General features: G+C 33.8%; 12 protein-coding genes. All 12 read left to right on the forward strand.

The genetic code is table 11. The annotated features are described in order from the left end of the window. A partial coding sequence (locus AC1DWN_RS16435; RefSeq protein ID WP_477559980.1) for a glycosyltransferase occupies positions 1-520 on the forward strand: 520 nt, incomplete at its 5' end. A 28-nt stretch (positions 521-548) separates the two neighbouring features. Continuing rightward, positions 549-1,628, forward strand: coding sequence for a glycosyltransferase family 4 protein (locus AC1DWN_RS16440; protein ID WP_477559981.1), 1,080 nt, complete (start codon positions 549-551; stop codon positions 1,626-1,628). After that, positions 1,621-2,871, forward strand: a complete 1,251-nt coding sequence (locus AC1DWN_RS16445; RefSeq protein ID WP_477559982.1) for a hypothetical protein — start codon at positions 1,621-1,623, stop codon at positions 2,869-2,871. The genes AC1DWN_RS16440 and AC1DWN_RS16445 overlap by 8 nt, the downstream gene beginning before the upstream one ends. A 258-nt stretch (positions 2,872-3,129) precedes the next feature. Continuing rightward, positions 3,130-4,287: a glycosyltransferase gene (locus tag AC1DWN_RS16450; protein WP_477559983.1), complete on the forward strand. Its 1,158-nt coding sequence runs from the start codon at positions 3,130-3,132 to the stop codon at positions 4,285-4,287. Continuing rightward, positions 4,280-5,656 (forward strand): MATE family efflux transporter, encoded by a 1,377-nt coding sequence (locus tag AC1DWN_RS16455; protein WP_477559984.1) that lies wholly within the window; start codon positions 4,280-4,282, stop codon positions 5,654-5,656. The genes AC1DWN_RS16450 and AC1DWN_RS16455 overlap by 8 nt, the downstream gene beginning before the upstream one ends. Continuing rightward, positions 5,649-6,665: a polysaccharide biosynthesis protein gene (locus tag AC1DWN_RS16460; protein WP_477559985.1), complete on the forward strand. Its 1,017-nt coding sequence runs from the start codon at positions 5,649-5,651 to the stop codon at positions 6,663-6,665. The genes AC1DWN_RS16455 and AC1DWN_RS16460 overlap by 8 nt, the downstream gene beginning before the upstream one ends. 1 nt (position 6,666) lies before the next feature. Next, positions 6,667-7,776: a capsular polysaccharide biosynthesis protein CapF gene (locus AC1DWN_RS16465; RefSeq protein ID WP_477559986.1), complete on the forward strand. Its 1,110-nt coding sequence runs from the start codon at positions 6,667-6,669 to the stop codon at positions 7,774-7,776. 5 nt (positions 7,777-7,781) lie between these two features. Beyond that, a complete protein-coding gene (gene wecB / locus AC1DWN_RS16470; RefSeq protein WP_477559987.1) occupies positions 7,782-8,906 on the forward strand; it encodes a non-hydrolyzing UDP-N-acetylglucosamine 2-epimerase in 1,125 nt (374 codons plus the stop codon). A gap of 97 nt (positions 8,907-9,003) precedes the next feature. Next, positions 9,004-10,380: a UDP-glucose dehydrogenase family protein gene (locus AC1DWN_RS16475; RefSeq protein ID WP_477559988.1), complete on the forward strand. Its 1,377-nt coding sequence runs from the start codon at positions 9,004-9,006 to the stop codon at positions 10,378-10,380. Then, entirely contained in the window at positions 10,355-11,383 is a 1,029-nt protein-coding gene (locus AC1DWN_RS16480) for an SDR family NAD(P)-dependent oxidoreductase (protein WP_477559989.1), read from the forward strand. Before AC1DWN_RS16475 ends, AC1DWN_RS16480 begins: the two co-directional genes overlap by 26 nt. Before the next feature lie 514 nt (positions 11,384-11,897). Next, a complete protein-coding gene (locus tag AC1DWN_RS16485; RefSeq protein WP_477559990.1) occupies positions 11,898-12,653 on the forward strand; it encodes a hypothetical protein in 756 nt (251 codons plus the stop codon). 27 nt (positions 12,654-12,680) lie between these two features. Beyond that, positions 12,681-13,649, forward strand: a complete 969-nt coding sequence (locus tag AC1DWN_RS16490; protein WP_477559991.1) for a copper amine oxidase N-terminal domain-containing protein — start codon at positions 12,681-12,683, stop codon at positions 13,647-13,649. The last annotated feature ends 186 nt before the right edge of the window (positions 13,650-13,835 follow it).

Consider the following 13,835-nt stretch of genomic DNA (forward strand, 5'->3'; position numbering starts at 1 on the left):
AGATAGGTTAGATAAATCTATCCTTTTACTGCATCAATTACATAAAAGAGGACTTGAATTTAAATTTTCTATTTACGGTATAACGGAAGAACAATATCTGACTGTACTCCCTGAAGATAAAGAAATCATCCAGGAACTAAAAGGCAAAATCTATTTCTATGGTTTCTTAGAGAATACAATGATTAGGTTGAATATACAACAATCCGATTTTACTTTGTTGCTAAGGGAAGAAAATAGAATAACTAATGCGGGATTTCCTACTAAATTTACAGAAAGCATAATGAGTGGAACACCAGTTATTACAACAAAAACTAGTGATCTAGAGAATTATTTAGTTGAAGGTAAGAATGGATTTTTTATCACAATAGATGACAATAATGTTGCACTAGATAAATTGGAAAAAATACTAAAGAGTGACCGAGGAGATATCGAAAAATTAAAGAAATATTGCAAAGAATCTAGGGTGTTTGATTTAGATAATTGGGTGGAAGAATCTAAATCCTTTTTTGAAAAAGTCTAAAATTTTTCTAGGAAGTGAGCGTTGCAGAGTGAATGAGAATCCAGTTGTAATGATAACTTTTATAGAAGGAGGAGAAAATGGAGGCCCTTATATTAGCCATAAGCGGATTATGGAAAGTGAGCTTAATATAAAGTACGATTTTGTCCCATTAATTATGCCCAAAGGACGTCTAGGATTGTTAAATTTAAAGGTCATCAATCAGTTAAGAAAAGATATTTTGAAGTGTAAACCAGATATTGTTCATATTGGAGGTTTGCAGCTAGCTGGTTTTCATTTTGCTTTAGCTTGTAAACTAGCAAAAGTATCAAATACCATCGTGGCAGTTCATGGAAGTAGTTCAGAAGCACTCTATTTTTCAAACCTTAAAAAAAGGATATTGAATATGCTCGAGGCCATTACTTTACGAATTACATCAGCATCGTATGGAGTTAGCGAATATGTTGCTAACTGGAATATCATTTATAGAAATTCAAAAAAAAGGTATGGATGTATATACAACTTGCCACCACTTTTAGTTGAGGACAACAAATCAATTTTATCCATCAGAGAAGAATTGGGCATTGATGAAGATGAGATAGTTATAACCTCAACCGGAAGGATAACACAAGAGAAGGGGTTTGATATATTAGCAGAAACAATTAGAAAATTACATAGTACTAAAAAAATCAGATATATTATAGTCGGTAATGGTGAATATTTCAAAACTATGCAAGAAGAGTTGTCGAAAGAAATTGAAGCCAAAACAGTTTTTTTATTAGGGTATAGGAATGATATAGACAGAATTTTGTCTGGGAGTGACATATTTGTTTTATGTACACTACACGAAACACTAAGCATTTCACTTTTAGAGGCAGCAAAACATGGATTACCGCTCGTCGCTACTGATGTAGGTGGAATTCCTGAAATCGTTAAACATGAATTTAACGGTTTATTGACCGAAAAAGACAGCAGTAATTCAGTAGGGATAGCATTAAATGATTTAATTGAAGATGAAGAAAAAAGAAGAAGGCTAGGAGTAAATGCAATGAAACACATTGAAGATTTATTTTCGAGTGAAGATATCCTTGGAAGAATTCATAATATGTACAGGGGTATAATTAATGAATAAATTTGAAGAGCAGACAGTAGATAAAAATATAAAAAGTGGAAGTTTAAGTTGGATATTTTCGACTTTATTTATAATTTTACAAATTCAATTTACTATTGAATCTGCTTCAGGCTCATTGCGTTGGGGAAAAGAAATAATAACCATTGGTTGGCTCGCATTTATTCTAGGAGTATTCATATATTTCTTTGTATTTAAAGGAATCAAGATTAAAACTTCGAGCATACTATTTTTTTTATTAATATCCAGTATAAATCTAATTTCAATATTAATACATCAAGATTTTTATTTTGAAAACTTTCTTTTTATAAATGCTGTAATATCAGGATTCTTGATTTCTAATATTATTACTAAAGAAGAATACCTGAGAGGATATGTAAATGCAATTGTTTTTTATTCAATTTTTTCTATAGTTGCGACATATATTATTTTGCCATTACATATGAGCGGGATGTTTGCGTTTTTCCCTACATACGAAAATGTACTAGGTACGCCATTTGTTGATATGTGGCTATCATATTCTGTAGGTTGGGATGGAGTTATGCGAAATCAGGGAATATTTAGGGAACCTGGTGTATTCCAATTCTATATATTGGTTGCGTTATCAGTGGAGATGTTCTTTTTGAAACACCGATATAAAAATATTTGCATTATGATATTAGCAGTGACCCTAATAACTACTTTTTCAACTGTTGGTTTAATGTGTATGGTTCCATTATTACTCTTTTATGTGTTAAAAACTAAGCAGAAATTAAGAGTAAAGGATGTTGTCATATTAATAGGAATTTTTATTGTTGCTTATATGACATCAAAATCTAATGATGATATATTTMTTAGATTAAATAGTTCTTTTAGTAAACTTGTTGAGGGAAACGACAATATCTCATTTAAGGTTCGTTTCGAAAGTATAATTAACAATATTAAGATGTCATTTTATAATCCTATATTCGGTAGCAGTTTTGTAAATGGATTTCACTATATACAACGCAACTTTAATTCTTACGGTACTAATGATATAACAGGAACTTTCTTTTCATTTATCATGGCCTTAGGATATCCAATAGGTATACTAATAATGGTTAATTTTTATAGATTCTGCAGTTTTATAAATAGAGATATCATTGTTACTATCGCTATATTCACTGTAATGTTTATATCGATAAATACTCAAAATTTAGTTTACAGCACTTTAATTTGGACATTTCTATTTATTCCTTATGCGAGTAGTAAAAAAGTGTGCGATTGATTAGATTAATACGCTCCGTTATTACTTATAGTAAGTTAATAGATCAACGTTTCTAAATAGGGTGTCGGACAAGATAAGCTGGTTAGAATTGCGAAGAATCAGAAACTATGAAAGTACCTTTAACTACGAAGTAAAGTGGGTAGTGATAGGATTAGGGGAGAAGATAGAGGTATATTAAAATGATTTTATATTATCGTAGGTTATAAGAGCAATTGACTCTTTTATAAAATTGCTCCTAGTAAATTAGGAGGCTACTAAATGGACAACAAAATAATAAAGTATATAGCTTTTTATGAACATGCCCAAAAAAGTAATGAAAATAGACAAGCAAGTTTGGCTGCTATTAATAAGATTGATTATATTTGTAGTGCTTTAATTAGAAATCAATACTCGGTTGAAATTATATCTCCTAGCTGGACAAATAATATAAAGGGCATGTATAGGGGCAGTGTTATTGATATAAGTGAAAATGTAACTTTGAGAACCTTTTTTTCTTTTGGCACAAAAAATAGGATCTTAAAATTAATAAAGTACGTACTCTCAATAATTTTATTAACAACTTTTTTGATTAAAAATACTAAAAAAAACGAGCAAATTATTGTATATCACTCTGTAATTTTATCATTACCTATTAGGATTGCGAAATGGATCAAAGGATTTAAGGTTATATTAGAGGTAGAAGAAATATATCAGGATATACAATCGATCTCAAGTTATATGAAAAGTGACGAATATAAAGCATTTGATAGTGCCGATAAGTTTTTACTTTCAACCGAACTTTTGAATAAAAAAATAAATTCTGTAAATAAGCCTAATTTAGCAATATACGGTGCTTATTATGTGGAAAAAGAAATAAAAGCTGAGTTTGAAGACGATAATATACATGTGGTATATGCTGGGACATTTGATCCTAGAAAGGGCGGGGCTCAACTAGCTATTGATACTGTAGAGTATTTACCTAATAACTATCACATTCATATTATTGGGTTTGGTACAGAAGAACAAACTGAGGATATTCGAAAGCAAATTGAAGAAGTTTCATTAAAATCAGTAGCAACTATAACATACGATGGATTATTTCATGGAGATGAATATATTCAGTTCATGCAAAAATGTGATATTGGTCTAAGTACCCAGATACCAAATGGTAATTATATAGATTCATCATTCCCATCAAAAATATTATCATATATGGCCAATGGGTTAAATGTTGTAACTGTATATATAGAAGCTATAAAAATATCGGATATAGGTAATTATGTTTATTATTTCGAAGAATACGATCCTAAAAGCATTGCAAAAGTAATTATGTCTGTAAATATTAGTGGTTCAAACAGCAATAAAAAAATTATAAGAGATTTAGATAATGAGTTTTTGAAGAAAATCGATAACTTACTGGAGTACTCAAATGTTTGAATTTATTGCTAAGTTGAAGAGAAACTTTAACAAAAACGAAAACAGTAGAATAATAATCAACAATATATTTGGCTCGTTTGTAATAAAGGGCGGAGCGCTGATTGTATCACTACTGACGTTACCTGCATATATAAGATACTTTGATAATCAGTCTGTAATTGGCGTCTGGTTTACGGTGTTGTCAGTATTATCATGGGTTTTAACATTTGACTTAGGTATAGGCAATGGGCTTAGAAATCAATTAGTTCCATTGTTAGTAAATAAAGATCAACTTAGAATGAAAAAATATATATCATCTGCCTACATAATAATTGGGATAGTAGTTGTAGTGATTTCATTGTTATCACTTATAGCTATCCAGTTTATTGACTGGAACATATTCTTTAATATTCCTAGTGAATTAGTACCTATAAAATCTCTTAGAATTACTATTTCTATAATATTTATTGGAATAATGTTGCAATTTTTTTTGAAATTAATTACATCGATTCTTCATGCATTGCAAAAATCAGCACTTAACAATTTATTGGGATTACTAAGCAGTATATTTATTCTATGTTTTGTTTCGATAGCAAAACCAGATGAGATTTTGTCAAGTTTAGTTCTATTAGCGATAGTATATGTCTTTGCTATAAACATACCTTTATTGCTTGCAACAATTGTTGTTTTTTCTAAAAGTTTAAAAGAATGCAGACCAGAAGTTAGAAGTTTCAGTATCGAATATGCCAAAGAGGTTATAAAATTAGGCGGTTTGTTTTTTTGGGTTCAAATTATGTATATGGTTATAGTAACAACAAATGAGTTTATAATAACGTGGCTTGTAGGCCCTGACCAGATTGTTGAATACTTAATTTATAATAAACTGTTCTCTTTGKTAGGTACACTATTTATTTTAGCATTGACTCCAATATGGTCGGCAGTATCAAAAGCAATTGCAGAAAAAAATTTTTTATGGATTAAGAATCTCTATAAAAAATTAATCTTAATGACTGTATTAGCTATAATATTTCAATTTAGTTTAATACCATTCTTGCAATATATTATTAATATATGGCTTGGTGATGATGCAATCCAAGTTAATATTCTCTATTCAGTAATTTTTTCCGTATACGGGAGCATTTTTATTTGGAGTGGAGTCTTGTCTAGTGTAGCAAACGGTTTCGGTCATTTAAAAACGCAGAGTATTTTTTTTACAATAGGGGTTGTATTAAAGTTTCCTTCAGCATGGTTTTTCATAGAAGTGTTTGATTCATGGATTGGAGCAGTATTAGCAAACATAGTAGCACTAAGTATGTATTGTATCGTTCAACCAATTTGGATTAATAAAGTCATTAATAAGAGGGAAGTAGGAGATGAACGTTATGTTTAAAAATAAGACATTACTAATAACAGGTGGAACAGGTTCTTTTGGTAACGCAGTGATGAAAAGGTTCTTAGATACTGATATAAAAGAAATTCGTATTTTTTCTCGTGATGAAAAGAAACAAGATGATATGAGGAAGCTATATAAAGACGATAAGCTAAAATTTTATATAGGTGATGTTCGAGATTTAAGTAGTGTTAAGAATGCAATGTATGGGGTCGATTATATCTTTCATGCAGCAGCATTAAAACAAGTCCCTTCTTGTGAGTTTTTTCCATTAGAAGCTGTGAAGACCAATGTAATAGGAACAGATAATGTATTAACGGGTGCAATTGAATCCGGAGTGAAGAAAGTGATTTGTTTATCTACAGATAAAGCAGCTTATCCGATAAATGCGATGGGGATATCCAAAGCAATGATGGAAAAGGTGTTTGTATCTAAAGCAAAGACAGTAGACCCTAATAAAACACTCATTTGCGGTACTCGTTATGGAAATGTTATGGCTTCAAGAGGCTCAGTAATTCCTCTGTTTATTGAGCAAATTAAAAGTGGATTACCTATAACAATTACAGATCCCAATATGACTAGATTTTTAATGAGCCTTGAAGAAGCGGTAGAGTTAGTAATATTTGCTTTCGAAAATGCTGTAGCAGGAGATATAATGGTGCAGAAATCTCCAGCATCTACAATTGGAGATCTAGCACAATCAATCAAGGAGTTATTCAATGCAGACAATGAGATAAAAATTATCGGAACACGTCACGGGGAAAAATTATATGAAACTCTTCTAACAAGGGAAGAGCATGTTGTTGCAAAAGACCTGGATGGATATTATAAAGTACCAGCTGATAATAGAGATTTAAATTATGATAAGTATTTCGTAGAAGGCAGTCAAAAGTTATCATCTGAGGACGAATATAACTCTCATAATACTGATAGACTATCAATTGAACAGATTAAAGATAAGCTGCTGATGCTAGATTATATTCAAGAAGAACTGAGAGGTCGGGGGTAACATGAATATATTAGTTACTGGTTCCAAGGGGTTTATTGGTAAAAACCTCATTGTTGAGTTAAGAAATCGGAACTTTACTAACATATTAGAATATAGCAGTGATACAAGTGACTTATTATTAGATACGTACTGTAAAGATGCTGATTTTGTCATTCATCTTGCAGGAGTAAATCGACCCCAGGATCAATCGGAATATATGGACGGTAACTATGGTTTTACATCAAAATTAATAGACAGACTAAAAAAACACCAAAATTATTGCCCAATCCTTGTGTCATCGTCAATTCAAGCTTTATTAAACAATCCATATGGCATAAGTAAGAAAGCCAGTGAGGATCTACTTTTAGAGTATAGTAAAGAAACAGGTGCAAGAGTGCTAGTATATAGACTTCCAAACGTATTTGGAAAATGGTGCAAACCTAATTACAACAGTGCAGTAGCAACATTTTGTCATAATATTGCTCATAATCTACCCATAACTATGAAAAATCCTGATATTGGTATGAGCTTAGTTTATATAGATGATGTAGTTGAAGAAATGATTAACGTACTATATGGTAATGAAAACTTAAATAGGCAATACTGTGAGATATCTGAAGTTCATGAGATTACTCTTGGTGAAATTGTAGAGTTAATTTATACATTTAAGAATAGTCGTGAAAGCCGTTTGGTACCTGAGTTATCTAATAGTTTTGTGAAAAAATTATATAGTACATATTTGAGCTACTTACCCAAAGATCAGTTTAGTTATGATTTGAAGATGAACGTGGATCATAGAGGTTCTTTCACAGAATTTATTAAGTCACCAGATAGGGGACAAGTCTCTGTGAACGTATCTAAGCCGGGTATAACAAAAGGGAATCACTGGCATCATACTAAAAATGAAAAGTTTTTAGTAGTGAGTGGAACTGGGGTAATTCGATTCAGGTTAATCGGTACTAATGATGTTATTGAGTACGGTGTATCTGGTGAAAAGCTAGAGGTGGTTGATATACCAGTTGGGTATACACATAATATTGAGAATCTTGGAAATACTGATTTGATTACCATCATGTGGGCAAATGAGTATTTTGACTCAAATAGACCTGATACCTATTATGAGGAGGTTTAGAAGTAATGAAGAAGCTCAAGGTAATGACAGTCGTAGGTACAAGACCAGAGATTATAAGATTATCAGCGGTAATAAATAAACTAGAAGAATCCAGTGCAATCGAACATGTTCTGGTTCATACAGGTCAGAACTATGATTATGAGTTGAATGAAGTGTTTTTTAATGATTTCCATTTAAAAAAACCAGGTTATTTTCTTAATGCTGCTACAGGTACCGCCGTTGAAACTATCGGTAATATTTTAGTGAAAATCGATCCTGTTCTAGTTGATGTTAAACCGGATGCTCTTTTAGTTCTTGGTGATACAAATAGCTGTTTATGTGCAATTGCAGCAAAAAGAAGACAAATACCAATTTTTCATATGGAAGCAGGAAATAGATGTTTTGATCAAAGAGTACCTGAAGAAACAAACAGGAAGATTGTAGATCATCTTGCTGATGTTAATCTTACATATAGTGATATAGCAAGAGAGTATTTGTTAAAGGAAGGACTGCCTGCGGATAGAATTATTAAAACTGGAAGCCCAATGTTTGAAGTGCTTAATTCTAGACAAGATGATATTGAAAAATCTAAAGTGCTTGAAGATCTAGATCTTCAACAAGGTGGGTATTTTGTAGTATCTGCACATAGAGAGGAAAATATTAATTCTGATAGAAATTTCTTTGATCTGGTTAATAGTTTGAACTCGATAGCAGAGAAATATGGAATTCCACTTATTGTGAGCACCCATCCTAGGACTAGAAATCAGATTATTTCTAAGGGTGTGAAGTTTAATCCATTAGTAAGAATATTGAAGCCTTTAGGATTTAACGATTATATAAAACTTCAAATTAAATCAAAGGCTATATTGAGCGATAGTGGAACTATTAGTGAAGAGGCATCAATTTTGGGCTTAAAAGCTCTGAATATTAGACAAGCACATGAACGTCCTGAAGCTATGGAAGAAGCCTCGGTGATGATGGTAGGTTTAAATACAGAAAGAATATTGCAAGGATTAGAGATATTAGAAACGCAAGAGGTAAACACTTTAAGGTTAGTTAAAGATTATAGTATGCCGAATGTATCTGATAAGGTGTTAAGGATATTGTTATCTTACACCGATTATGTGAACAGAGTTGTTTGGAATGAATGATTCAGCAGCTCAGTGAAATCACGATTAAAGGTAAACCCAGAGACATACTTAGCTGTTCTAATTCTATTTTATACAACGAGAAAGGAAAAATACTATTATGTACAAAATAGCAGTTGCAGGAACAGGATATGTTGGTTTAGTAGCGGGTGTTTGTTTTGCTGAAGTTGGCCATAAAGTGATTTGTGTTGATATTGATGAAAACAAAATTAACATAATGAAGTCCGGAATTTCCCCCATTTATGAATCTGGACTAGAAGAATTAATGAAACAAAACATCTCGAATGGAAGAATTCACTACACAACGGACTATGCTGCCGCTTATAAGGATGCTGATGTCATATTTATAGGTGTTGGTACACCTGAACAAGCAGATGGTTCAGCTAATCTTTCTTATATAGCAACTGTTGCTAGGCAAATTGCTGAAACGATAGAGAAGGATTGTCTTGTAGTAGTAAAATCCACTGTCCCAGTAGGAACTAATGATAAGGTCGAACAGTTTATTCAAGATTTTCTGGTGAATGATGTTCGGGTAGAAGTAGCCTCTAACCCAGAGTTTCTTGCGCAAGGATCAGCGGTACATGATACTCTTCATGCAGAGAGAATTATTATTGGAACCGAGAGTACATGGGCAGAGGATTTATTGAAAAAAATCTATGAGCCATTTAATCTACCCATTGTATCCGTGAACAGAAGATCGGCAGAAATGATTAAGTATGCATCTAATGATTTTCTTGCGCTCAAAATTTCCTATATGAATGATATAGCTAACCTTTGCGAGTTAGTAGGTGCAGATGTTCAGGATGTTGCAAGAGGAATGAGCTTTGACGAGAGAATTGGAAGTAAGTTTTTAAATGCAGGAATTGGTTATGGAGGATCCTGTTTTCCTAAAGATACAAAAGCTTTGGAGTACTTGGCAAGACAGCACGGTTACGATTTAAGAACTATTAAAGCCGCTATTGAAGTCAATAAAGATCAAAAGACGATGTTGTATAAAAAAGCAAGCCAAAGACTTATTACCTTTAATGGTCTTAAAATTGCAATTTTGGGATTGACCTTTAAACCTGGAACGGATGACTTGAGGGAAGCTGCATCACTTGAAAATATTCCTTTACTACTAGAGCAAGGTGCCAATGTTTTTGCTTATGACCCTATCGGCGCAAACAACTTTTCAAAGCTCCTTCCTGAAGGACGAATTGGCAGGGGAAGTATTAAATATGTTTCAAACGTAGATGAGGCTCTGGATGAGGCAAATGTATGTTTTATCTTTACAGAATGGTCTGAAATTAAAGAGGTAACACCTGAAACATACAAGAGATTAATGCGTATTTCTTTAGTTTATGACGGTAGAAATATATATGATGTAGAAGATATGAAAGCAGCAGGAGTGGAATATCATTCAATTGGCAGGCAGCCTGCTAAGAAAAATGGTATGAAGGAGTCTGATAACCTTGAATTACAAACAATTAGACACTAATAAAGTATATCTTATAACCGGCGCTGCTGGTTTTATTGGATACTTCTTATCCAAAAAGCTACTGGAAGAAGGATGTAGAGTAATAGGCATAGATAATGTGAATGACTACTATGATGTGAACCTTAAACATTCTCGCTTAGAGCAGCTTAAACCGTATGATAATTTTACTTTTATCAAAGGAGATATAGCTGACAAGTTGGAGATAGATAAAATATTTGAGAACTATAAACCCAATATTGTTGTCAATTTAGCAGCACAAGCGGGGGTTCGTTATTCTATCGAAAATCCGGATGTCTATATTCAGAGTAACATCATTGGATTTTATAATATTCTTGAAGCGTGCAGAAACCACCCTGTTGATCATCTTGTTTATGCATCATCTAGTTCGGTGTATGGAGCAAATAAGAAAGTGCCCTTTGAAGAGACTGATTCTGTGGATAATCCGGTATCTCTATATGCCTCTACAAAGAAGTCGAATGAGTTAATGGCACATACGTATAGTCATCTGTATAAGATTCCAGCTACAGGGCTTAGATTCTTTACGGTATATGGACCTATGGGACGTCCTGATATGGCCTACTTCGGATTTACTGACAAGTATTTTTCAAATGACCCTATTCAAATTTACAATGATGGTGATTTTGAAAATGATCTCTACCGAGACTTTACATATATAGATGACATTGTTACAGGAATTGAAAGATTAATAGTTACTCCCCCATCTTCTGAATCTGTTGCTCACAACATTTTTAATATTGGAAATAATAATCCTGAAAAATTGATGTTTTTTATAGAGACTCTAGAGAAGTCGTTAAGTAATGCTACAGGGCGAGAAGTTGCTTTTAAGAAAGTGTTTGAGCCTATTAAACCAGGAGATGTTCCAGCAACTTTTGCTTCAACAGACTTATTGCAAAGGGCAGTTGGGTATAAGCCAGGAACATCAATAGAAGTAGGTTTGCAGAAGTTTGCAGATTGGTATGTAAAGTATTACGGAATAAAGTAAACGGAACGGTGTTAAAAATAAGATTACCGTGATTCTAGTCCACCATTTATAGTTAGCCTGAGAGCCTAGTATATAAAGGTTAGGTTTAAGTTTGGTAAACTAGTAACGAACTGTAAACCAGAGTGCTAAAGGATAGATCCGTAATTTTGAAGTAGGTCGATGTAGAAGTTGAGTGAAGCAAGTAATATTTGGGATTTGTTAATTTKGTTCTGCCTAACTCTCTTGCAGCATCTTTAAACATGTTAGGTAATAAGTATGATTAGGTATCTAGGTTAATCTGAATAGTAGAATGACCTAGCCTATATTTAAATGTGGCCTAACACTCGATCATATACTAAATCGTGATAGACCTCTCTACTCGTTGTGTCACGTATATATTATGGAAAACGGTGAAGTGGTTAGATCTGCGATTTTGATGATGTTTCCAATATGATGTTATAGAATCATGTCAGCATATAAGAAAGGCAGGTGCTTCTACTTATCATCTGGCAATTAAAATATGGTAGGTGAAATAATGTCTCCTAATCTACAAGAAAATAACAAAAGCAAAAACTCCAAGCAAAAGCTGATCGTAATCATTGGCTCTCTCATTGTAATTGGAATCATATTGTTTGGCAGCATTAATTTGTATAACAAACTAAACAAGGTTAATGACCTAAACAATCGTATAACAGAGGTAGCAGAGACGGATAAGGAACAACCTTCAATAGATGATGAAGACAATAATACGGAGACGGGTACTAAAGCAACAGAATCCCCTAGCCCTACATCGGGCGTAGCGGAGGAGACACAACAGCCTGCAACAACCAAGCCTACGGCTCCTACAGCAACTAATACAGACGAAGTAGAACAACCTGAATCAACACCTGAAACCACTCCCAAAGAAATACCAACAACCAAACCTGATACTGCACTAGAAAAAGAGAAAAAAAAGAAAGAAATAGATGCCAAGGTTACAACAAACATGCATCAATTAGAGGCATCATGTCGAGCTGAGAGCAACAGCTTAGTTGAACAAATTAGTCAGGAGATAAGTGGAGATAGCGAATCTGCCCTGCAGGTGATTCAAGATAAATTTCTCTCCAAGATTACTAATGCTGAATCATCCTGTGATGCGCAATTCGATAAATTACTAAAGAGTGCCAAAGATGAATATAGCTCTTCAGGTATAAGCAACAAAAGCATGCCGGATTGGAGCACTCAGTATGCAAGCGCGAAGTCCGAGGCAAGAACAGCAGCGCTTAATGCAATTGCAAATGCGTTAAAATAATTACGCAAATAAATTCTAGGAGACATTATGAAAAAACGACGTTTACTCTCAGTTTTCATTATCATGGCTATGATTTCGTCTTTATTTGCATCTGTTGCATCGGCAGCGACCACAAATACAACAATCAAGACTAAAACGCAGTCTATTAATCTCCTGTTCGATGGACAAGCGCTTAAGCTTCCGGACGAGCAATACTCGTTCATTTATATGGGTCGCACTTATGTACCGATACGTTACATTTCCTATGCGCTGCAAAAATCAGTGAAATGGGACCCTGCCAAGTCTACCGCTTCAATTTCGAACCCAACGGAAGAGGAATTGGCTGATCTGAAGAAGCAGCTTCAAAACGCTATTACGAATAACAAGAAGTCGCAAGCAAATGTTGAAATTGCAGTTAAACAAATGAAAGCGACTCTAGTATTCGATGGAAAAGCAAAGACTGTACCAGCAGGTCAATTTTTGTTTAATTATAAAGGTTCAATTTATGTTCCTTTACGGTTCTTGTCCGAATCAGTTGGAGTAACTATAGATTGGGATCCAGTAACGAAGACAATTAGCAGTGAGTCGAAGGCCTATCGTGATGAGCAGGCAGGTGGTGGATCTGGAAAACCGGATGAGGGTGGAAATGGTAGTGGTGGTGGACCTACAACTGGTGGACCTGGCGGTGGCCCGGGTACAGTTGAGCCGAAGCTTACGTATGAGGAGATTACATCAGACGCCCAAACGAAGCTTACAACGCTTCGTAATAGCTGTATGAAGACAATAGATGATCTTTTCGTGCAATACTTGAATGCAGATCCCGCCGGGAGAGCGGCAATAAAGGCTCAGGGCTTGCAAGAGGTTGACAGCTGCTCGTCGAAGTTTGAGATCATAATGACGGATACTACTGCAATGCTCACAAAGAACGGATTCAGCACAGCAATTATTGCTGAGTATCGAGCCACGTTCAATAAAGAGCTTGATGCAGGACGAGAGCTTGCCGAACAACTAGGCTAGTAGAGAGATTTATAATCAAACTTATAATCCCTGACCTTTGTAGTTGGGGATTTTTTGTGTTCATTAAAAAATACGTTTTCGCTTATTTTTTTTAAATTTGTACCAATAATGTCCGTTTTCATCTTTAAATATTCGAATGCCAAACCATTTTAATGGAGTTTGCAATTCAGTGAACATCATATAACC

The sequence above is a fragment of the Paenibacillus sp. P4_A7 genome (genome assembly GCF_056402455.1).

Coding starts and splice junctions, on each gene's coding strand:
- AC1DWN_RS16465 (WP_477559986.1), top strand. CDS start 6,667: ATGAATATATTAGTTACTGGTTCCAAGGGGTTTATTGGTAAAAACCTC.
- AC1DWN_RS16485 (WP_477559990.1), top strand. CDS start 11,898: ATGTCTCCTAATCTACAAGAAAATAACAAAAGCAAAAACTCCAAGCAA.
- AC1DWN_RS16460 (WP_477559985.1), top strand. CDS start 5,649: ATGTTTAAAAATAAGACATTACTAATAACAGGTGGAACAGGTTCTTTT.
- AC1DWN_RS16490 (WP_477559991.1), top strand. CDS start 12,681: ATGAAAAAACGACGTTTACTCTCAGTTTTCATTATCATGGCTATGATT.
- AC1DWN_RS16450 (WP_477559983.1), top strand. CDS start 3,130: ATGGACAACAAAATAATAAAGTATATAGCTTTTTATGAACATGCCCAA.
- wecB (WP_477559987.1), top strand. CDS start 7,782: ATGAAGAAGCTCAAGGTAATGACAGTCGTAGGTACAAGACCAGAGATT.
- AC1DWN_RS16475 (WP_477559988.1), top strand. CDS start 9,004: ATGTACAAAATAGCAGTTGCAGGAACAGGATATGTTGGTTTAGTAGCG.